Source organism: Kribbella sp. NPDC004536, from assembly GCF_042873835.1.
Classification (GTDB): Bacteria; Actinomycetota; Actinomycetes; order Propionibacteriales; family Kribbellaceae; genus Kribbella.
Genome location: NZ_JBIALY010000002.1, coordinates 1950557 through 1970532, shown reverse-complemented (window position 1 = coordinate 1970532; position 19976 = coordinate 1950557). Strand labels below are relative to the sequence as shown.

Below are 19976 nucleotides of genomic sequence, written 5' to 3'. Positions count from 1 at the left end.
CGGCATGGTTGTAGCGCAGACGCAGGACGCCGTACTCGACCTGCTGGCGAGCATGTCGCCCGCTCAGCTCGACAAGCTCAAGGCGCCGTTCGACACCCCGGACCACAAGGAGTGGACGTACCTGCCGGGTGACCGGGCCGGTCTGCCGCTGGGCGAGCTCACACCGGCGCAGCAGCTGCTGGCAAAGCGGCTGGTAGAGCTGGCGTGCAGCGAACGCGGTGCGGCCGACTCCTGGGCCGTACTCGACGCAGAGGTGATCCTGCGCGGTATCCCGGCGCTGCCGGATTCCGGCGACTGGCAGGGCTCGGTGCTTGGCGAGCGGTTCTTCCTGCGCGTACTGGGCGACCCGTCCGGTACCGGTCCGTGGGCCTGGCGGCTCAACGGGCACCACCTGGCGTTGCACGTCACGTTCGTGGACGGTGCGGTCTCGTTCACGCCTCAGTTCATCGGCTCCAACCCGGCCGAGGTGCTGACCGGCCCGCAGACCGGACGCCGGTTCCTGGCCGCGGAACAGGACTTGGGCTTCCAGTTGCTCCATGCACTGGAGCCGGGCCAGCTCGAGGTCGCACTGGTCTCACCGGACGCTCCCGACGACATCCTGACCCGCCACGACCCGGTCGCCGACGCGTCCCTCCTCCACCGCGGCCTGCCGTACGGGGACATGGACGAGCAGCAGCGTCAGCTCCTGAGCCTTCTGATCGGCCAGTACGTCGGACGCGCCGCCGGCCCGATCGGTCTGCAGACGTGGCAGGACATCACCGAACAGGGCATCGAGCACCTGACCTTCGCCTGGGCCGGCGAGACCCAGCCCGGCGTCGGCCACCGGCACTACTACTCGATCGCCGGGCCGACGTTCCTCGCGGAGTACGACAACACCCAGGACAACGCGAACCACATCCACTCCGTCTGGCGTGACCTTCGCAACGACTGGGGTACTGACCTACTGGCTGCCCACTACGCGATGCACAGCTAGAGTCAGCACAGTCATTCGACGGCATCAGCAGGAACCCGGTGTGAGTCCGGGGCGGTCCCGCCACTGTGACCCCGAGTAGGGGGAGTCAGGAACTGTCGCCGTCGTACCTGTAGCTGGGGCGTGGATACCCCGGGAAGGACTGTGCTGTCGTGGCTGCGAATCTTCTGCTGCTTTCTACTGCTGACACCGACCTGCTGGCTGCAGCGGAGGCGGGCGCGGGTTGGGCGGTGGCGAACCCGGCTCGGCTTGAGCTGACCCAGCTGGGCAGCCTGCTCGACGCGGCCGAGGTTGTCGTGGTGCGGCTGCTTGGTGGGCGGCGGGCTTGGGAGGACGGGCTCGACGCGGTCCTCGCGTCCGGGAAGCCCGCTGTGGTCGTCAGCGGTGAGGCGGCGCCGGACGCGGAGCTGATGTCGCTCTCGACGGTGCCGGCCGGTGCGGTGACCGAGGCGCTCGCGTACCTAAGGGAGGGCGGAGCCGACAACCTCCGCAACCTCGCCGGGTTCCTCCGCGACACGCTGCTGCTGACCGGTGACGAGTTCGAGCCGCCGCGCGCGCTCCCGGCGTACGGCGTCCGTGGCACGTACGTCGAGGACGACCGGCCCGTCGTCGGCATCGTGTACTACCGCGCCCACGAGATCTCCGGGAACACCGCCTTCGTCGACGCGCTCGCCGCCGCCGTCATCGAAGCCGGCGCGCAGCCGCTGCCGGTGTACTGCGGGACCTTGCGCGGACTCGACCCGACCAGCGACGAGAACGCCGGGCTGTTCGACCTGCTCCGGAAGTGCGACGTACTCGTCACGACGCTGCTCGCCGCGGGCGGATCGGTCGCGGCCGACGCGAGCGCCGGCGGTGCGGACGACGCGTGGGACGCCGGTGCGCTGGCGTCGCTGGACATCCCGCTGATCCAGGGCCTCGCGCTGACCTCGACGCGCGAGCAGTGGGTGGACAGCGACGCGGCGGTCAGCCCGCTGGACGCGGCGACGCAGGTCGCGATCCCGGAGTTCGACGGGCGGCTGATCTCGGTGCCGTTCTCGTTCAAGTCGTACGACGCCGACGGGCTCGCACGCTACGCGCCGGACGCGGAACGGTGCGCGCGGCTGGCCGGGATCGCGGTCGCGCACGCGCGGCTGCGGCACGTACCGGTGGCCGAGAAGCGGATCGCGCTGGTGCTGTCGTCGTACCCGACGAAGCACGCGCGGATCGGGAACGCGGTCGGGCTGGACACGCCGGCGTCAGCGGTCGTACTGCTCGGGCAGTTGAAGGACGCGGGGTACGACCTCGGCGACCTCGACGTGAGCTCACTCGAAGGCGACGGGCTGATCCACCAGCTGATCGCGGCCGGCGGACACGACGTCGACTGGCTGACCGACGAGCAGCTCGCGGCCGCGGTCGCGAAGGTGCCGCTGTCGACGTACGCGCAGTGGTTCGGCCGGACGCCCGAATCGTTGCGTACGGCAATGATCGAGGCGTGGGGCGAGGCACCGGGCGAGCTGTACGTCGACACGTCCGGCGACGAGCCGGCGATCGCGCTGGCCGCGTTGCGGTTCGGGAACGTGGTGCTGATGATCCAGCCGCCGCGCGGGTTCGGCGAGAACCCGGTGGCGATCTACCACGACCCGGACATGGCGCCGTCGCACCACTACCTGGCGGCGTACCGATGGCTCGAGGCTCCGCCGGAGGACGGCGGTTTCGGGGCGCAGGCCGTCGTACACCTGGGCAAGCACGGGACGCTGGAATGGCTGCCGGGCAAGGGGATCGGGATGGCGGCCGACTGCGCGCCGGACGCCGTACTCGGGAACCTGCCGATGGTGTACCCGTTCATCGTCAACGACCCGGGTGAGGGTACGCAGGCCAAGCGGCGGGCGCACGCGACGGTCGTCGACCACCTGGTGCCGCCGATGGCCCGGGCGGAGACGTACGGCGACATGGCGAAGCTGGAGTACCTGCTGGACGAGTACGCGACGGTGTCCGCGCTCGATCCGGAGAAGGTGCCGACGTTGCGGGCGCAGATCTGGACGCTGATCCAGGCGGCGCAGTTGCACCACGACCTGCAGACGTCCGACAAGCCGTCGGACGAGGAGTTCGACGAGTTCGTGCTGCATCTGGACGGGTACCTGTGCGAGATCAAGGACGTGCAGATCCGGGACGGGTTGCACGTGCTGGGTGGTGCACCGACCGGCGAAGCACGGGTCAACCTCGTGCTCGCGGTCCTACGGGCGAAGCAGCTGTGGGGCGGTTCGTACTCGATCCCCGGGCTGCGGACGGCACTGGGGAACGCCTTCGGTGTCGATGAGTCCTCGCTGCTTGCCAGTCCTGGGGCCTCAGTCGATCTCGCTGATCTCGCAGCACTCGTCGACCTGCCGGCTGTGACTGCCGCTGACGGGGTGGACATCTTGGAGGCGGTCGCGCGGAAGCTCGTACTCGGGATGGAGACGCTCGGGTGGGACGAGACGAAGGTCCCGGTAGTCGTCAGCGAGGTGTTGGCCCGGGACTGCCCAGAGGTTGAGCGGTCGCTGAGGTTTGCTGCCACTGAGGTGGTGCCGCGGTTGGGGCGGACGGGGGATGAGTTGGCGAACGTGCTGCGGGCGCTTGATGGGCGGTTTGTGGAGGCGGGGCCGTCGGGATCGCCTACTCGGGGGCTTGTGAACGTGCTGCCGACCGGGCGGAACTTCTACGCGGTCGACCCGAAGGCGATTCCGAGCCGGAACGCCTGGGATGTCGGCGTCGCGCTGGCCGACTCGTTGCTCACGCGGCACCGGGCGGAGACGGGGGAGTACCCGCGGTCGGTGGGGCTGACGATCTGGGGTACGTCGGCGATGCGAACGCAGGGTGACGACCTGGCCGAGGTGCTCTGGCTGCTCGGGTGCCGGCCGGTGTGGGACGAGGCGTCGCGACGGGTGACGAGCTTCGAGGTCGTCGGGCTCGAGGAGCTCGGCCGGCCGCGGATCGACGTGACGATCCGGATCTCCGGGTTCTTCCGGGACGCGTTTCCCCACGTCGTCGCGTTGCTCGACGAGGCCGTACGTACCGTCGCTGCCCTCGACGAGACCGCGGCGGACAACTTCCTCAAGGCGCACGTCGACGAGGACGTTGCTGCGGGCAACGACGTACGGCAGGCCACCGCCCGGGTGTTCGGTTCCAAGCCGGGCTCGTACGGTGCCGGTCTGCTCCCGCTCGTCGACGCGCGCAACTGGCGTACCGACGCCGAGCTCGCCGAGGTGTACGCCGTCTGGGGCGGGTACGCGTACGGCAAGGGCCTCGACGGCGCCGAGGCCCGCGGGTCGATGGAGCGCGCGTACGCCCGGATCCAGGTCGCCGCGAAGAACGCCGACACCCGCGAGCACGACATCATGGACTCCGACGACTACTTCCAGTATCACGGCGGCATGATCGCGATGGTCCGGCACCTGACCGGCGCGAACCCGAAGGCGTACGTCGGCGACTCCGCCGTCCCTGCGCAGGTGAAGACCCGCACGCTGGAGGAGGAGGCGAAGCGGGTGTTCCGCGCGCGGGTGGTGAACCCGCGGTGGATGGCGGCGATGCGGCGGCACGGGTACAAGGGCGCGTTCGAGATGGCCGCCACCGTCGACTACCTGTTCGGGTACGACGCGACCGCAGGCGTGGTGGACGACTGGATGTACGAGTCGCTGACCAAGGAGTACGTCGCGGACCCGGAGATGGCGGAGTTCTTCCGCAAGTCGAACCCGTGGGCGCGGCACGGGATCGCGGAGCGCCTGCTCGAGGCCGCGCAGCGTGGTCTGTGGGCGGAGCCGTCGGACGAGGCGCTGGAGACACTGCGGAATGCAGTCCTTGAGACGGAGGGTGACATCGAGGACCGCGCCTGATTGGGTTGAGGTATGCCACGGGTCCTCATCACCAACGACGACGGTTATCTCGCCCCGGGAATCCGCGCCCTCGCACCGGCGATCGCCCAGCTCGGGTACGACGTGCTCGTGGTCGCGCCGCTGGTCGACGAGAGCGGGGTCGGGTCGGCCCGGGCCAGGATGATCGACCGCCCGATCCGGACCGCGGCGGAGGAGGAGCACGGCGTCACGTTCACCGGGATCGACGGGACGCCGGCGCTCGCGGTGACGCGGGCGTGTTCGGGCCGCGGCCGGACCTGGTGCTGTCCGGGATCAACCGGGGCCTGAACATCGGCGTGACGATCTTCCACTCCGGCACGGTCGCCGCGGCGCTGACGGCGGCCGGGATGGGCGTGTCGGCGGTCGCGGTCAGCATCGACTCCGACGACCCGGGCCACTGGCCGACCGCGGCGACGGTCGCGGGCGAGGCCCTGAGCTGGATCAGCGACGAGCCGGCCGGTACGGCGCTCACGATCAACGTGCCGGACCGCCCGCTGGATCAGCTGGCCGGTGTCCGGCACGCCGCGCTGGCCGTACCCCGCCGGACGGTCCTGCTCGGCGCGAAGGCCCCGACCGGCGAGCCGATGATCACCCTCCAACGCACCGACGCCACCCCGGTCCCGGGCACCGATGAGGCGCTCCTCCGGGAGGGCTTCGTCACGGTGACCCCCATCGTCGGCATCCGCGAGGTCCGCGACGACTCCGCCGCCACTGCCCTCGCCAAACGCCTCACTGACTGAGCAGACCGGCCGCCGCCAGGTACTTGCCGACCTGGGCGATCTCGTCGGGGTCCAACGGGATCTGCGGCGGGGCCATCACGCCGTGCTCGATCACGCCGCGCAACTGCAGTGCCGCCTTGAAAGCGCCGAGGGCGGACGAGCTCATCCCCATCCGCGCCGGGTCACCGACCCCGATCAGTTCGAAGAGCCGTACCAGTCGTTCCTGTTCGGTCCGCGCCTCCGCCCACTCACCGGCGACCGCGTGGCCGTACAGCTTGACGTACCCGTGCGGATCCACGTTGCCGAGCCCCGGGACCACTCCGTCGGCGCCCATCCACAGCGCGTTGTCGACGGTCAGCTCAGAGCCCGTGAGCACGCTGAAGCCGGTGATGTCGCCGCGGTCGCGCGCCCTCAGGATCACGTTCCGCAAACCGCCCTCGTCACCACTGGAGTCCTTCAACCCGGCCAGTACGCCGTCGGCCGCGAGTTGCAGCAGCAGGTCGGCGCCGAGCTTGGAGTGCACCGATCCCGGCAGGTCGTACGCGAACACCGGTAGGCCGGCGGCCGCCGACACCATCCGGAAGTGCTTGTCGATCTCGGCGGGATGCGTACGGGTGTAGAACGGCGCCGTGACGACGATGCCGTCCACGCCGGCCGCGACCGCCGTACGGACATGGTCGATCACCCGCAACGTCGCGGTGTCGATGACGCCGGCCAGCACCGGCAACCGGCCGGCGACGTGCCCGACGACCGTGTCGAGTACGACCTTGCGGTGCCCGTCCGGCAGGTACGCGACCTCGGAGGTGGAGCCGAGCACGAACAGTCCGCTCACGCCGCCCCCGATCAGGTGGTCGATCAGCCGGACCAGCGAGGCGGTGTCCACCTGGTGATCCGGTGTCAGCGGCGTACAGACAGGCGGGATGACACCGGTCAGGCGGGCAGGCAAGGTCATGAACGCTCCAATGCTTGGGTGATCAGGTCAACAGTGGATTCCCGCGCGACCACGGGGTGATGACAGCGGAACCGGTGCGTGGCGTCGGCGGCGTCGGACTCGAACCCGGGCATCGAGGCGGCGCAGCTGTCGTCGGCCTTCCAGCAGCGGGTCCGGAACGGGCAGCCGCTCGGCGGCCGGGTCGCCGACGGCACCGGGCCGACCAGCGGGATCGGGTCGATCGGCGAGATCAGGCCGGGGGTCGCGGAGAACAGCGCCCGGGTGTACGGATGCCGCGCCTGCTGGGCGATGCCGGCCGCGGGCGCCTGTTCGACGATCCGGCCGAGGTACACGGTGATGACGCGGTCGCTCATCCGGCGGACGGTCTGGATGTCGTGCGAGACGAACACCATCGCCAGGCCGAGACGTTCCTTGAGGTCGAGCAGCAGGTTGAGGATCTGCGCCCGGACGGACACGTCCAGCGCACTGGTCGGTTCGTCGGCCACCAGCAGCGACGGCTCGAGAGCCAAGGCCCGGGCGATCGCGACCCGTTGCCGCTGACCACCCGACAGCTGGCCGGGTACGGCGTCCGCGACGCTCCGCGGCAGCCCGACCAGCGCCATCAGCTCGCGGACCCGTTCGTTGCGCTGGGCAACGGTACCGCGGTGGTGCACGTCGAGCGGGTCCCGCAGCACCCGATGGACGGGCAGCCGGCGGTTGAGCGCGGTCGACGGGTCCTGGAAGATCATCCCGGTCCCGGTACCGATCGCTTCGCGGCGTTCGGCCGGTTTCATCGACCAGATGTCGTGGCCGCGGAACGACGCCGTACCGGCGGTGGGTCGCTGGACGCCGACAAGCACCTTGGCCAGCGTCGACTTCCCGCAGCCGGACTCGCCGACGATACCGACGGTCTCCCCGGCCGCGACCGTCAGGTCGGCGCCGGTCAGCGCGTACACCCGGTCCCGCCTGAAGAGCCCGCCGGACCTGGCCCGGTGTACGACGTGTACGTCGGACAGCTCCAGCACCGTCTCGGTCATAGCAGCACCTCCTTCTCGACCAGGACAACTGCCGGGTGATGACAGGCCACCAGATGCTGCGTCGACCGGCCGGCCAGCTCGGGAGCCGTACTGCGGCAGAGATCGGTGACCATCGGGCAACGGTCGGCGAACCGGCAGCCGGCGGGGAAGTCGGCCGGCGACGGGACGACGCCACGGATCTGGGTCAGCCGGGCCGCGCCGGACTCCAGCGACAGGACCGAGCCGAGCAGGCCGCGCGCGTAGTGGTGCGCCGGCTCGCCGACGAGGTCGGCGGTGACTCCGGTCTCAACGATCTGGCCGCCGTACATCACCACGACCCGATCGGTGACGTCGGCAACCAACGCGAGGTCGTGCGACACGAGGATCAACGCGAAGCCGAGCTCGGCGCGTAGCCGGAGCAGCAGCTCGATCACCTGTGCCTGGACCGTGACGTCGAGGGCGGTGGTCGGTTCGTCGGCGACGATCAGCTTCGGGTCGCGGGACAACGCCATCGCGATCAGCACCCGCTGCCGCTGACCACCGGACAGCTCGTGCGGGTAGCTGGTCAGGGTCCGCTCGGGATCCAGGCCGACCAGTTCCAGCAGCTCTGCCGGAGTACGCCGGCCACCCCGGCGAGCCAGCTGCTTGAGCTGGGCCCTGATCGTCATCGCCGGGTTCAGCGAGGACAAGGCGTCCTGGTAGATCATCGCCATGTCGTGACCGAGCAACCGCCGCCGTTCGGAGCGCCGCAGGCTCAGCAGGTCCTTGCCGTCGAACCGGATCCGGCCGCGGATCCGGGCGCCGCGCGGTTCCAGGCCCATCACGGTGAGCGCGGTCAGCGACTTGCCGCAACCGGACTCACCGACCAGGCCGAGCACCTCGCCGGGCCGTACCTCGAAGCTGATCCCGTCGACGACGTCGACCCCGTCGTGCCGGCCCTCGAACCCGATCGCCAGCCCCTGCACGGACAGTACGGGCTCGCCCTCCGGCAGCGGCCGCGCCCGTTCGCGCAACCGCGTCGCCGCCAGGTCCAGACCCGGCAGCTCGACGAGTTCACCGGAGCCCGGCTGGGCGGCTTCCAGCGCATCCTTCTCCTGCTTCTTCCCCTCGACCCGGCGGACGCCCGGCGCGGCCCAGGCGTCGGAGACGCCCTCGGACAGGATGTTCAGCGCGAGCACGGTGATCAGGATCAGCAGGCCCGGGAAGACCGTCGCCCACCAGCCGCCCAGCAGGACCATGTTCTTGCCGTCGGCAATCACCGAGCCCCAGGACGGCTCCGGCGGCCGGACCCCGGCGCCGATGAACGACAGCGACGCCTCGAAGACGATGGCGTCGGCCACCATCACCGTGCAGAACACAAGTACCGGCGCGGCGCAGTTGATCGCCACGTGCCGGAGCAGGATGTGCGGGGTCCGGGCGCCGATGATCTTCTCCGCGACCACGTAGTCCTCGCCGTACTGCGCGAGTACGTTGGCGCGGACCACCCTCGCCACGGGCGGCGTGTACAGGAAGGCGATCGCGATCACCAGGACCGGGATCGATCCGCCGAACACGGCCACCAGTACGGCCGCCAGCGCGATCCCCGGGAACGCCATGACGACGTCGAGGACCCGCATCACGGTCTCGTCGACGGCCTTGCGTGAGGTCGCTGCGATCGACCCGACGACCGCGCCCGCGGTCAGTGCGAGCGCGGTCGCTCCGAGGCCGATCATCAGCGACCAGCGGGCACCGTACACGAGCCGGGTGAAGATGTCCCGGTTCGCGCTGTCCAGCCCGAACCAGTGCGCGCCCGATGGACCGCCGCCGCTGTCCTCCTGGGTGAGGATGTCGTACGGCGTGAGCAGCGGGGCGAGGATCGCCGCCAGGATCACCACCGTGAGGACCGCGACGGCGATCCACGCGGCCGGCGGCAGGCGCTTGAAGTTGATGCCTGGGCGGGAGAGCCGCTCAGCCAGTCGTGCACGCATCAGGCAGCGCTCCTCAGTCGCGGGTTGACCAGCAGGTACAGCACGTCGACGACGAGGTTGACCACCACGAAGCCGATCGCGATCGTCAGTACGACGCCCTGTACGACGGCCGGGTCGCCGTCGCGGACGGCGTTGATCATCAGCGTGCCCATCCCGGGCAGGGTGAAGATCTGCTCGATCACGACGGCGCCGCCGAGCAGGTACCCGATCCGCAGGCCGAGCACGGTGAGCGGGTTGATCAACGCGTTCCGTAGGACGTTGCGTCCGACCACCACCACCGGGGGCAACCCGCTGCCGATGGCGGTCCGGACGTAGTCCTTGTCGAGCTCCTCGACGACCGACGTACGGATGATTCTGGTCAGCTGGGCCGCCACCGGCAGCGACAGCGCGAACGCCGGCAGCGTCATCGTCCGCAACCACGGCCCGAACCCGTCGACCGGGTTCACGTATCCGCTCGGCGGGAACCAGCCGCGGTCGACCGCGAGGTACTGGATCATCAGCAGCGCCAGCCAGAACGAAGGCGCCGCGACTCCGACGAGTGAGATCAGCCGGATCGCTTGGTCCACCCAACGATCGCGGAAGATCGCTGCGGTGACGCCGAGGACCAAGGACAGTACCAGCGCGATCAGCAGTCCCAGCAGGGTGAGCTGGAACGTCAACGGCATCGCGGTGGTGACCGACTGCAGTACCGGCGCCTTCGTGAGCACGCTGGTACCGAGGTCGCCGTGCAACAGGTCGCCGACGAAGTGCACGTAGCGCAGCGGCAGCGGATCCAGCAGGCCGTTCTCCTGCCGGAACATGTGCAGCTGCTCCTCGGTCGGGTTCGCGCCCTGGAAGTACGCGACCGCGGGATCGTTGTTGGAGAACCGCATCACCAGGAAGACGAACGCGATGATGCCGAGCAGCAACGGAACCAGCAGCAACAGCCGGCGGAGCAGCATGCGGACGACGACAGCCACAGCTCAGGCCCGCTTCGCCTGCAGCAGGTTGATCCCCGGGTAGGGCTGCGCCTTGATCCCGGTCAGCTTCTTCCCGTCCCAGGCCGTCATCAGCTCGGTGTGGACGACGGGGTACAGCACGGCCTGCTCCGCGACCAGGTCGAGGTATTCGTGGGTGAGCTTCAGCCGCGTATCGGCGTCGGTGGCCCGGATCGCCTGGTCCATCTTGGCGAAGATCGCCTTCGCGCCGGCGCTGTTCTCCCAGCGGGTGTACTTCATCCAGGACCCGCCCTGCGTGTAGTTGTAGCGCAGGATCAGGTCGGCGTCGGCGCCGAACTGGTTCGGGTTCGACGCGGCGGCGACGACCTGGTAGTCGGCGTTCTGGTCCATCTTGGTGAACACCGCGGCGGTGTCCTGCGGCTCCAAGGTGGTCTTCACGCCGATCGCGTTCCAGGACGCGGCAATGGTCGGCAGGCAGTCGACGATCCAGCTCACGTTGACCGCGAGCAGGTTGATCGACAGGTTCGTGACACCGGCGGCGGTCAGCAGTGCCTTCGCCTTCGCCGGGTCGTAGCTGTACACCGTCTTCGCCTTGGCGTACGAGGGGTTCTCCTCGTTCAGGAACGACGTACTCGCCTTGCCGCGGCCCTTGAGCGCGACCTCGATCATCTTCTGGGTGTCGATCGCCATGAACAGCGCCTGCCGGACGCGGACGTCGTCGAACGGCTTGTTCGCGGTGTTGAACATCAGGAACAGATGGTTCATCCCCTTGCCGCCTTCGACCGTCAGCCCCGACGTCTTCAGCCGGTCGATGTTCGCGTACGGGATGTTGTCGGAGATCTGCGCCTCCGCGCTGCTGCCGGAGATCTTCGCGACCCGGGCGGAGGAGTCGACGATGCTCAGCCAGTTCATCTTCTTGAACGCCGGCGGCCGCGGGCCGTTGTAGTCCGCGAACGCCTCGAAGGTGGTGTTCGACTTCGGCTGGTGCGAGGTCTGCTTGTACGGACCGGAGCCGACGGCCTTGCCGTTCTTGGCCAGGTCCCATGCGCCGGGCTGGGAGAACACGTGCTTGGGCAGGATCTTCGCGATCGTCAGCCGCGGCAGGCCGTCCGGGAACGGGAAGTTCAGCACCAGTTCGACGGACTTGTCGCCGGTCTTGCGGACCTCCTTCAGCCAGCTCGCGAAGAAGTTGAAGGTGAGCACCTTGAGCTTCGGGTCGAGGATCCGCTGGAAGGTGAAGACCACGTCGTCGGCGGTGACCGGCTGCCCGTCGTGCCACTTCGCGCCGTCCCGCAGGGTGAACTTCCACGAGGTGGCGTTCGGGTCGGCCGGAACCTCGGTGCCGAGGGCGGCGTACGGCTGCCGGGTGATCGGGTCGGTGTCGACCAGACCCTCGTAGATGTGCTGCATCGCCGCCATCGTGAAGGCGGACGCGGTCAGCGTCGGGTCCCAGCTCTGGTTGTTCCCGTAGCCGATCACCGCGGTGACCAGGCCGGTGTCCGCGCCGGCGCCGACGGCTCCGGTCGAGGCCGGGCCGCTGGTGCAGGCCGACAATCCACCAGTGATCGTCGCGGCTGCGCCCAGCGCACCGGAGTACTTCAGGAACGAGCGGCGCTCGAACCCGTTTGGTTGGTTCACGATGCCTCCAGCGGCAGGGGATGTGGCGGAGCTCTGCAGCAGGTAGGTTGTGGGTTGTCCCACATCCTACGTCCTATGTCCGGCGACCTTAGGAGACCGGCTTCGTTCGGTCAAGAGCCCAGGAGCTGTCGATGGATCGCGTACCGAGACCCAGCGGAACCCAGCAGGTGCAGGACCGGATCAAGGACCTGATCCTGCGGCTCGACCTGGCCGCGGGCGACCCGATGCCGACCGAGGCCGAGCTCGCCGCCCGGCTCGACGTCGGCCGGAACTCGGTCCGCGAGGCGATCAAGGCGCTGCAGGCGATCGGCATCGTGGAGGTACGCCGCGGCCTCGGCATGTACGTCGGCGCGATGTCGCTCGGCGCGCTCGTGGACGAGATGACGTTCCACACCAGGATCAGCCTGCGCGACGGGCGCAGCGGCCTGGCCGAGCTGACCGAGGTACGGGAGGCGCTGGAGTCGGGCCTGGCGCAGCGGATGATCGCCTTCGAACCAGGGCCTGACCTGCGCGGCCTGGCCGACGTACTCGAGACGATGGCGGCCGAGGCGCGGGCCGGACGGATCTCGCCGGCCGTCGACCGGCGGTTCCACGAGGTACTGTTCCGGCCGCTCGGCAACACGCTGGTGAACCGGCTGCTCGGGGCATTCTGGGATTCGTACCACCAGCTCGAACCCGAGCTGACTCCGCCGGAGGAACCCGCGGCGGCGATCCTCGAGCAGCATCGCGCGATCTACGACGCGATCGCTGCCGGCGACCCGGCCGCGACGGCGACCGCAATGGCGGGGCACTTCGCCGGTGTCCGGCGGCGACTCACGATCGCCGCGCCGTAGGTACGCCGCGTCGTGGCGCGTCGGAGGTCGCGCGCCGGTCGTAGGATGTCGGGCGTGGCAGTGACCCGGCCGAAGCGCAGCGACGAGCTGGCGAACGCGATCGCCGACCTGATCATCGAACGCGACCTCGGGCCCGGCGCGCCGTTGCCGCCCGAGAGCGTGCTGATGGCGGACTTCAGCGTGAGCCGCAACTCGGTCCGGGAGTCCCTGAAAGCCCTGCAGGCGCTGGGGATCGTCGAGATCCGGCACGGGTACGGGACGTTCGTGGGGTCGGCGAGTTCGTCGGCCTTGCAGCCGTGGTTGTTGTTCCGGACGCGGTCCGGCAGCAGTACCGAACGGCTACGGGAGCTGCTGGAGATCCGGGAAATCCTCGAGACCGAGCTCACCCGGAGAGCAGCGGGCCTTGACGATGCCGCGCTGCGGGAGAAGCTGCTCGGATGTGTCGAGCGGATGCGGGGCGGTGGCGCCGACGCGCCGGCCGCGGATCGCGAGTTCCACGAACACATCTGTGACTCGGCCGGGGTCCCGCTGGCGCGCGAGCTGGTCGGGTTGTTCTGGGACGTGTACCGGGCCGTCGACCTGGAGGCCGTCGCCGTGCCGGCTTCGGAGACCGCCGTGTTGCACCAGCAGGTGGTCGACGCGATCGCTTCCGGTGACGCCGAGCGTGCCGAGGAAGCGGTCCACCTGCACTTCAAGGAGGTCCGCGGCCGCCTCGGCGCCGGGCCGTACGGAAGTCAGCCTCCTCGCGTGTGAGCCTGGTCGCGGGCAGCTGCGGGCGGGTGTGCCATGATCGGCGCGACGGTTGTGGAGGAACACCGGTGCGAATCCGGGGCGGTCCCGCCACTGTGACCGAGGCTGCGGCCTTGGGAGCCAGGACATCCACGGTCGTCCGCAGGCCTGCGGTCACGCGGGCAGGCGTACCAGTGCCGTAGCGGGCGTGGACACCCGCTCGACGAAAGGGCGACCGCCGATGCGGGCTGCAGTACCGAACTCCTTCCCCTTCACCGCGGTCGTCGGGATGGACGAGCTCCAGCTCGCGCTCGTACTGGCCGCGATCTCGCCAGCGATCGGCGGGGTGCTGATCCGCGGCGAGAAGGGTACGGCCAAGTCGACCGCGGTCCGGGCGCTGACGGAGATCCTTCCGCCGGTGGACGTCGTACCCGGCTGCCGCTTCTCGTGCGATCCGGAACGCCCCGATCCGACCTGCCCGGACGGTCCGCACGCGGGGGAGCGGGTGGTGCGGGCGGCGCGGTTGGTGGAGTTGCCGGTGGGGGCGACCGAGGACCGGGTGCTGGGGTCGTTGCACCTGGAGAAGGCGCTCGCCGAGGGCGTCACGGCGTACGAGCCCGGGCTGCTCGCGGCCGCGCATCGGGGACTGCTGTACGTCGACGAGGTCAACCTGCTGCACGACCACCTGGTCGACGTACTGCTCGACGCCGCCGCGATGGGACGCGCGACCGTGGAACGTGACGGCGTGTCGGTCACCCACCCGGCGCGGTTCGTCCTCGTCGGCACGATGAACCCGGAGGAGGGCGAGCTCCGCCCGCAACTCCTCGACCGGTTCGGCCTGACCGTCGACGTCGTCGCCAGCCGCGACCCGGCCGTCCGCGTCGAGGTGATGCGCGCGAGGCTCGGGTACGAGGCGGATCCGGACGGTTTCGTGGCGCGGTACGACGGTCCGCAGCGCGAGCTCGCCGAACGCATCGTGAAGGCGCGCGACCTGCTCTCCGAGGTGATCCTGACCGACGCGGCGCTCCGGCAGATCGCGGAGATCTGCGCCTCCTTCGACGTCGACGGCATGCGGGCCGACCTCGTCACCGCCCGCACAGCCGTCGCACATGCCGCGTGGTCCGGCCGGACGGTCGTCGAGGTCGAGGACGTACGGGCAGCCGCCAAACTGGCCCTCCCACACCGCCGTCGCCGAAACCCCTTCGACGCCCCCGGCCTGGACCAGGAGCAGTTGGAAGAGGCCATCAACAACAGCACCCCGTCAGAAGAAGACCCCGACGACGACCCGAACGGTCCAGGTGGAGGCGACAAGCCGGAGGCGAGCACAGACTCGACTGACTCGGCGGCTCCGGCTCCCTCCTCTGATGGAGAACAGCCGGGTCCCGCGCCGAGCGGTGACGTCGCAAACAGCTCTCAGCCGTACAAGGCTCGGTTGTTGAGTGTGCGGACGGCGGGGGCCGGGGTTGCGGGGCGGCGGTCTCGGGCGGTGACCGAGGTCGGGCGGGTTGTGGGGGAGCGGGCCCGGGTCGGGCGGGAGGCGGGGCGGCCGCATCTGCTGGGGACGGTGCGGAGCGCGGCGCCGTACCAGAAGGTTCGTGGCCGGACCGGGCCGGGACTCGTGGTGCGTGCCGGCGACGTACGGCTCGCGGTGCGGGAAGGGCGGGAGGGAAACCTCGTGCTGTTCTGCGTCGACGCGTCCGGTTCGATGGGCACGAAGAAGCGGATGACCGAGGTGAAGACCGCGATCGTCTCGTTGCTGCTGGACGCGTACCAGCGCCGCGACACCGTCGGGCTGGTCACGTTCGCCGGTCCCGCGGCGACGGTCGCGCTGCCGCCGACGGGCAGCGTCGAGACCGCCGTACGACGGCTCGAATCCCTTCCCACCGGCGGTCGTACCCCGCTCGCGGAAGGTCTCCTGCAGGCGGCCGACGTACTGCGGATCGCGGTCATCCGCGACCCGCGCCGGCGCCCGCTGCTCGTACTCGTCACCGACGGACGCGCGACGTACGGCGACAACGCCTTCGACCGGGCCCGTCAAGCGGCCGGCCGGCTCGCCCAGCATGGGATCGCGACCGTCGTCGTCGACTGCGAACCGCGCCGCGGTATCCGGCTCGGGCTGGCCGCGGAACTGGCGGCGGAGCTCGGCGCGGAGTACCTCGACCTCGGAGACGTTGCCGCAGGCAACCTCATCAGAACCGTGACCGAGCGGAAGGTCGCCTGATGCCGAAGGGACAGCCGAGCGCCGTACCGGACGACGGACTGACCACGCGCCAGCGCCGGAACCGTCCGCTGCTGATGGTGCACACGGGTGAGATGAAGGGGAAGTCGACCGCCGCCTTCGGGATGGCGCTGCGCGCCTGGAACCAGGGGTGGAACCTCGGTGTCTTCCAGTTCGTGAAGAGCGCGAAGTGGAAGGTCGGCGAGGAGAGCGCCTTCAAGGCCCTCGGCGAGCTGCACCGGTCGACCGGGCAGGGCGGCCCGGTCGAATGGCACAAGATGGGCGAGGGCTGGAGCTGGTCCCGCAAGGCGGGTACCGAGGAGGACCACGCCGCCGACGCGCTGGAAGGCTGGCGCGAGATCCAGCGTCGGCTGGCGGCGCAGACCCACGACCTGTACGTCCTCGACGAGTTCACGTACCCGATGAAGTGGGGCTGGATCGACGTCGACGAGGTCGTGTCGACGCTCGTGGACCGTCCCGGTCATCAGTACGTGGTGATCACCGGCCGCGACGCGCATCCGAAGCTGCTGGAAGCCGCGGACCTCGCCACCGAGATGACCAAGCTCAAGCACCCCATGGACGCCGGCCAGAAAGGCCAGAAGGGTATCGAGTGGTGACCCGCTTGATCCCGCGAGTGGTGATCGCCGCGCCGTCTTCGGGCGCGGGGAAGACGACGATCGCGGTCGGGTTGATGGCGGCGCTGCGGCGGGCGGGTCACAAGGTCGCCGGGTTCAAGGTCGGACCGGACTACATCGACCCCGGCTTCCACGCCGTCGCCACCGCTCGCCCGGGTCGCAACCTGGACCCGATGCTGTCCGGCGAGGATCTCGTCGCGCCGCTCTTCGCCCACGGCTCCGCCGATGCGGACCTGGCCGTGGTCGAAGGCGTGATGGGGTTGTACGACGGCGCGCTCGGGACGGACGGGTTCTCCTCGACCGCGCACGTCGCCAAACTCCTGAAGGCGCCGGTCATCCTCGTCGTCGACGCGTCCGCCGCCGGCCGGAGCGTCGGCGCCGTCGTCCAGGGCTTCGTTGCGTACGACACCGAAGTACGCATCGTCGGCGTCATCCTGAACAAGATCGGGTCCGTCCGGCACGAGACCGAAGTACGCGCCGGAATCGCGCCGACCGGCATCCCCGTACTAGGAGCCCTGCACCGAAACCCCCGCCTGACGGTCCCGAGCCGGCACCTGGGCCTCGTCCCCGCCAACGAACAACGCACCCAGGCCGAGGACGCCGTAACAGCCGCCGCCGAACTGGTCCGCGAAAGCGTAGACCTCCAAGCCGTGGTAGCCGTCGCCTGCGCCGCGGCACCCACCGAGGCAGCGCCGTGGAACCCGACCACCGAGACCGCCGCGTACCGAAGCACGGGTAGTGGCCGGCCCACCGGTCGGCAGGTGAGCGTGCCGCGCCGAGCCGGGGCCGGACAAACGGGACCACTGCCCGTTCGTCGGTACGCCGTCCCAGGTGAGCCGCCGCCGATTGCTGTGGCGGGCGGTCCAGTGTTCTCGTTCCACTACACCGAGACGGCTGAGCTGCTGACCGCGGCGGGGGCCGAGGTGGTAACTTTCGACCCGCTGACCGATAAGTTGCCCGAGGCAACCGCCGCGCTCTACCTCGGCGGCGGCTTCCCGGAGTTGCACGCCGAGGGGTTGTCCGCCAACGTCGAGCTCCGCCGGCAGGTGGCGCAGGCCGTCGCGGACGGGCTTCCGGTGATCGCCGAGTGTGCGGGACTGCTCTACCTGTGCCGGGAGCTCGACGGCCATCCGATGACCGGGGTGTTGCCGGCCACCGCTCGGATGACCGGGCGGCTGACGCTTGGGTACCGTACGGCGGTTGCCGCGACCTCCTCGGCGTCCTTCGACGAGGGACGGCGGGTCCGGGGGCACGAGTTCCACCGGACCGCGGTGAAGTTCGACGAGGGCGTACGACCCGCCTGGCATCTGCCCGGCGGGGTCGAAGGCGTGGTGCTTCCCAACGTGCACGCGTCGTACCTGCACCTGCACTGGAGCGCGATGCCGGACGTCGCGGCGCGGTTCGTCGCGGCTGCGCGGGAGTACGCGGGATGAGGCTCGTCGTCGGAATCGGGCTCCGAGCGGGTACGCCGTACGCCGAGCTCGAAGGCGCCGTCGCCGACCTGCCCGGTCCGGTCGAGCTGATCGTGACCCTGCAGGGCCGCGAAACCGAGCCTGCGTTCAAGCAACTCGCGGACCACCTCGGTGCCGAGGTTCGTACGTTCACCAAGGACGAGCTGGCGAGGCAGCCGGTGCCGAATCCGAGCGAACAGGTCAACAGACTCAAAGGCATTCCGAGCGTTGCCGAAGCAGCCGTGTCAGCAGCAGGCGCCGAGCTCCTGGTACCGAAGTACAAGACCGACAACGCCACCGTGGCGGTCGGACGTCTGCCGGCCGATGGCTACGGGGCGCAGGAGCGGGCGACCGTGCAGCGGGTGATCGCCGAGCGGCGGGACGTACGCCGGGGCTTCCTGCAGCTCCCGATCGACGAGGAGAAACTGACACGCGTGCTGGAAGCGGCACATCGGGCGCCCAGCGTGGGACTCAGCCAGCCCTGGGACTTCTTGCTGATTCGGGACCTGACCACTCGAACGAAGGTGCACGAGCTCGCGGTGCGTCAGCGGGACGTGTTCGCGGCCTCGCTGCCCGACGAGCGACGGCAGGCGTTCGACGGCCTGAAGATCGAGGCGATCCTCGACGCCCCGCTCAACATCGCGGTGACCTGCGACCCGGGGCGCGGCGGCCGGCACGTACTCGGCCGGCATGCGGACCCGCGCACTACCTGGTTCTCCGCGGCGATCGCGATCCAGAACCTCTGGCTGGCGGCCCGCGCCGAAGGGCTCGGCGTCGGCTGGGTCTCGTTCTTCGGCCCGGAGGAGGTCGCGCAAGTACTCGGTCTGCCGCCGCACATCGAGCTGGTCGGTTACCTGTGTGTCGGGTACGTCGACCACTTCGCACCGGCTCCTGAGCTCGTACGGTCCGGCTGGGCCAAGCGCCGGCCGCTCTCGTGGGCGATCCACGACGAGGAATGGGGCCGCCGTACGACCTCGATCGTCGACGATGCGCACGAAGCGGCGCAGAACGCGGCACCGGCAACGGGCCAGCGCATCCGAGTGATCGTCGGCGGCGACGCCACGCACCTTCGACAGGCTGAGGCGCTCGTGGTGGATCTCCACGAGGACAGGCCGGGCCACGACTTCGGCGTACTCTGGCGCCCCGCCCGCACACCGGCGGAAGCGGAGGAGTACGGCGTGGAGATCGCCCGCGACCTCGCCCTGCAAGGCGCCGGCCACCTCGACATAGTTCTGAACGACGGCTCACCGGCAGCGAAAGCCCTCGCGGAAGGTCTGCGGACAGGTGCGTCGGCCTGTGGTCTGACACACTCCTGCGCATGAGTGAGCCGATGTACGTTCCCGCCTTCTCGATGAAGCAGCGGATCACGATGATGGCGAACAAGTACGAGCTGATCGCCACCAATCCGGACGGGAGCGACGGGCAGCTGCTGGCATTCGCGCAACAGAAGCGGATGGCGTTCAAGGAGCAGGTGACGTTCTACACCGACGACACCAAGGCGCAGCCGGTGTTCTCGTTCAAGGCCCGCAAGACGATCGACCTCGGTTCGGGCTACGACGTGTACGACGCCGGCGGGCAGTCGATCGGCTGGTTCAAGAAGGAGTTCGGCAAGAGTCTGCTCCGGTCCAGCTGGCAGCTGTCCGCGCCGGGCGTCGACGCGGACGGTACCGAGCGGAACCCGACGATCGCGATCCTGCGCCGGGTCTGGGAGTTCGTCCCGTTCGTCGGGGAGATCCCGCTGCCGTTCATCTTCCATTTCGACTTCACCGAGCGGAACAGCGGCCGGCCTGTGCTGTCGGTGGAGCGGAAGGTGTCGATCCGGGACCGGTACCGGATCACCGTCCAGGACCAGCGCCTGGACTTCCGGGTGGCGGCCGCGATGACGGTCGCGCTGGACGCTCTGCAGTCCCGCTGAGCGGAATCTGAGTGCGGCGTACGACCATGGTCGTACGCCGCACTCACTCTTTCGGGTGAACCTACCCTGAGGACCCTTGGTTCCGTCCCCGCCCGGTGCGAGGCTGTAGTCATGGGTGTAGCGCAGCGGAGTAAACGGTGGACGGTTCCG

The 19976-nt window shown here is 69.7% G+C and carries 16 protein-coding genes and 2 riboswitches; of the genes, 11 read left to right on the top strand and 5 right to left on the bottom strand.

The window, feature by feature from the left end:
* Positions 1-4: 4 nt before the first annotated feature.
* The 4 genes from ACFYRU_RS24230 (at position 5) to surE (ending at position 5576) form a co-directional block, all read left to right on the top strand.
* Entirely contained in the window at positions 5-973 is a 969-nt protein-coding gene (locus ACFYRU_RS24230) for a DUF3500 domain-containing protein (RefSeq protein WP_387662582.1), read from the top strand.
* A 26-nt stretch (positions 974-999) separates the two neighbouring features.
* Positions 1000-1068, top strand: a riboswitch (cobalamin riboswitch).
* A gap of 54 nt (positions 1069-1122) precedes the next feature.
* Positions 1123-4818, top strand: a complete 3696-nt coding sequence (cobN, locus tag ACFYRU_RS24225) for a cobaltochelatase subunit CobN (protein WP_387662580.1) — start codon at positions 1123-1125, stop codon at positions 4816-4818.
* Between the two features lie 12 nt (positions 4819-4830).
* Positions 4831-5124: a 5'/3'-nucleotidase SurE gene (locus ACFYRU_RS24220; protein WP_387662578.1), complete on the top strand. Its 294-nt coding sequence runs from the start codon at positions 4831-4833 to the stop codon at positions 5122-5124.
* The gene (gene surE / locus ACFYRU_RS24215; protein ID WP_387662576.1) at positions 5073-5576 is read left to right on the top strand and encodes a 5'/3'-nucleotidase SurE; all 504 of its coding nucleotides are present in this window, start codon (positions 5073-5075) and stop codon (positions 5574-5576) included. Before ACFYRU_RS24220 ends, surE begins: the two co-directional genes overlap by 52 nt.
* Here the strand turns inward: surE and ACFYRU_RS24210 are convergent.
* Genes ACFYRU_RS24210 through ACFYRU_RS24190 form a run of 5 tightly spaced genes read right to left on the bottom strand, consistent with a single transcriptional unit; the run spans position 5566 to position 12045 of the window.
* Positions 5566-6507 carry a dihydrodipicolinate synthase family protein gene (locus ACFYRU_RS24210; RefSeq protein ID WP_387662575.1) on the bottom strand — a complete coding sequence of 314 codons (942 nt, stop codon included), beginning with the start codon at positions 6505-6507 and terminating at the stop codon, positions 5566-5568. The genes surE and ACFYRU_RS24210 overlap by 11 nt on opposite strands.
* Positions 6504-7523, bottom strand: coding sequence for an oligopeptide/dipeptide ABC transporter ATP-binding protein (locus ACFYRU_RS24205; protein WP_387662573.1), 1020 nt, complete (start codon positions 7521-7523; stop codon positions 6504-6506). Before ACFYRU_RS24205 ends, ACFYRU_RS24210 begins: the two co-directional genes overlap by 4 nt.
* On the bottom strand, positions 7520-9469 hold the full coding sequence (locus tag ACFYRU_RS24200; protein ID WP_387662572.1) for a dipeptide/oligopeptide/nickel ABC transporter permease/ATP-binding protein: 1950 nt from the start codon (positions 9467-9469) through the stop codon (positions 7520-7522). The genes ACFYRU_RS24205 and ACFYRU_RS24200 overlap by 4 nt, the downstream gene beginning before the upstream one ends.
* Complete coding sequence (locus ACFYRU_RS24195; protein ID WP_387662570.1) at positions 9469-10428, bottom strand: ABC transporter permease; 960 nt, start codon at positions 10426-10428, stop codon at positions 9469-9471. Before ACFYRU_RS24195 ends, ACFYRU_RS24200 begins: the two co-directional genes overlap by 1 nt.
* 3 nt (positions 10429-10431) lie before the next feature.
* Entirely contained in the window at positions 10432-12045 is a 1614-nt protein-coding gene (locus ACFYRU_RS24190) for an ABC transporter substrate-binding protein (protein WP_387662568.1), read from the bottom strand.
* A gap of 131 nt (positions 12046-12176) precedes the next feature.
* Between ACFYRU_RS24190 and ACFYRU_RS24185 the strand changes: the two genes are divergently transcribed.
* The 7 genes from ACFYRU_RS24185 (at position 12177) to ACFYRU_RS24155 (ending at position 19826) form a co-directional block, all read left to right on the top strand.
* Positions 12177-12878, top strand: coding sequence for a FadR/GntR family transcriptional regulator (locus tag ACFYRU_RS24185; protein WP_387662567.1), 702 nt, complete (start codon positions 12177-12179; stop codon positions 12876-12878).
* Between the two features lie 54 nt (positions 12879-12932).
* Positions 12933-13631 carry a FadR/GntR family transcriptional regulator gene (locus ACFYRU_RS24180; RefSeq protein ID WP_387662565.1) on the top strand — a complete coding sequence of 233 codons (699 nt, stop codon included), beginning with the start codon at positions 12933-12935 and terminating at the stop codon, positions 13629-13631.
* 57 nt (positions 13632-13688) lie between these two features.
* Positions 13689-13756, top strand: a riboswitch (cobalamin riboswitch).
* Positions 13757-13848: 92 nt separating this feature from the next.
* Entirely contained in the window at positions 13849-15828 is a 1980-nt protein-coding gene (locus ACFYRU_RS24175; protein ID WP_387662564.1) for a putative cobaltochelatase, read from the top strand.
* On the top strand, positions 15828-16442 hold the full coding sequence (gene cobO / locus ACFYRU_RS24170; RefSeq protein WP_387662562.1) for a cob(I)yrinic acid a,c-diamide adenosyltransferase: 615 nt from the start codon (positions 15828-15830) through the stop codon (positions 16440-16442). The genes ACFYRU_RS24175 and cobO overlap by 1 nt, the downstream gene beginning before the upstream one ends.
* Positions 16439-17893 (top strand): cobyrinate a,c-diamide synthase, encoded by a 1455-nt coding sequence (locus ACFYRU_RS24165; RefSeq protein ID WP_387662560.1) that lies wholly within the window; start codon positions 16439-16441, stop codon positions 17891-17893. The genes cobO and ACFYRU_RS24165 overlap by 4 nt, the downstream gene beginning before the upstream one ends.
* Positions 17890-19233: a 5,6-dimethylbenzimidazole synthase gene (gene bluB, locus ACFYRU_RS24160; protein WP_387662558.1), complete on the top strand. Its 1344-nt coding sequence runs from the start codon at positions 17890-17892 to the stop codon at positions 19231-19233. Before ACFYRU_RS24165 ends, bluB begins: the two co-directional genes overlap by 4 nt.
* Positions 19230-19826 (top strand): hypothetical protein, encoded by a 597-nt coding sequence (locus ACFYRU_RS24155; protein WP_387662556.1) that lies wholly within the window; start codon positions 19230-19232, stop codon positions 19824-19826. Before bluB ends, ACFYRU_RS24155 begins: the two co-directional genes overlap by 4 nt.
* Positions 19827-19976: the final 150 nt, after the last annotated feature.

Coding starts and splice junctions, on each gene's coding strand:
- ACFYRU_RS24200 (WP_387662572.1), bottom strand. CDS start 9,469: ATGCGTGCACGACTGGCTGAGCGGCTCTCCCGCCCAGGCATCAACTTC.
- ACFYRU_RS24205 (WP_387662573.1), bottom strand. CDS start 7,523: ATGACCGAGACGGTGCTGGAGCTGTCCGACGTACACGTCGTACACCGG.
- ACFYRU_RS24210 (WP_387662575.1), bottom strand. CDS start 6,507: ATGACCTTGCCTGCCCGCCTGACCGGTGTCATCCCGCCTGTCTGTACG.
- ACFYRU_RS24220 (WP_387662578.1), top strand. CDS start 4,831: ATGCCACGGGTCCTCATCACCAACGACGACGGTTATCTCGCCCCGGGA.
- ACFYRU_RS24230 (WP_387662582.1), top strand. CDS start 5: ATGGTTGTAGCGCAGACGCAGGACGCCGTACTCGACCTGCTGGCGAGC.
- ACFYRU_RS24185 (WP_387662567.1), top strand. CDS start 12,177: ATGGATCGCGTACCGAGACCCAGCGGAACCCAGCAGGTGCAGGACCGG.
- ACFYRU_RS24155 (WP_387662556.1), top strand. CDS start 19,230: ATGAGTGAGCCGATGTACGTTCCCGCCTTCTCGATGAAGCAGCGGATC.
- cobO (WP_387662562.1), top strand. CDS start 15,828: ATGCCGAAGGGACAGCCGAGCGCCGTACCGGACGACGGACTGACCACG.
- ACFYRU_RS24175 (WP_387662564.1), top strand. CDS start 13,849: ATGCGGGCTGCAGTACCGAACTCCTTCCCCTTCACCGCGGTCGTCGGG.
- bluB (WP_387662558.1), top strand. CDS start 17,890: ATGAGGCTCGTCGTCGGAATCGGGCTCCGAGCGGGTACGCCGTACGCC.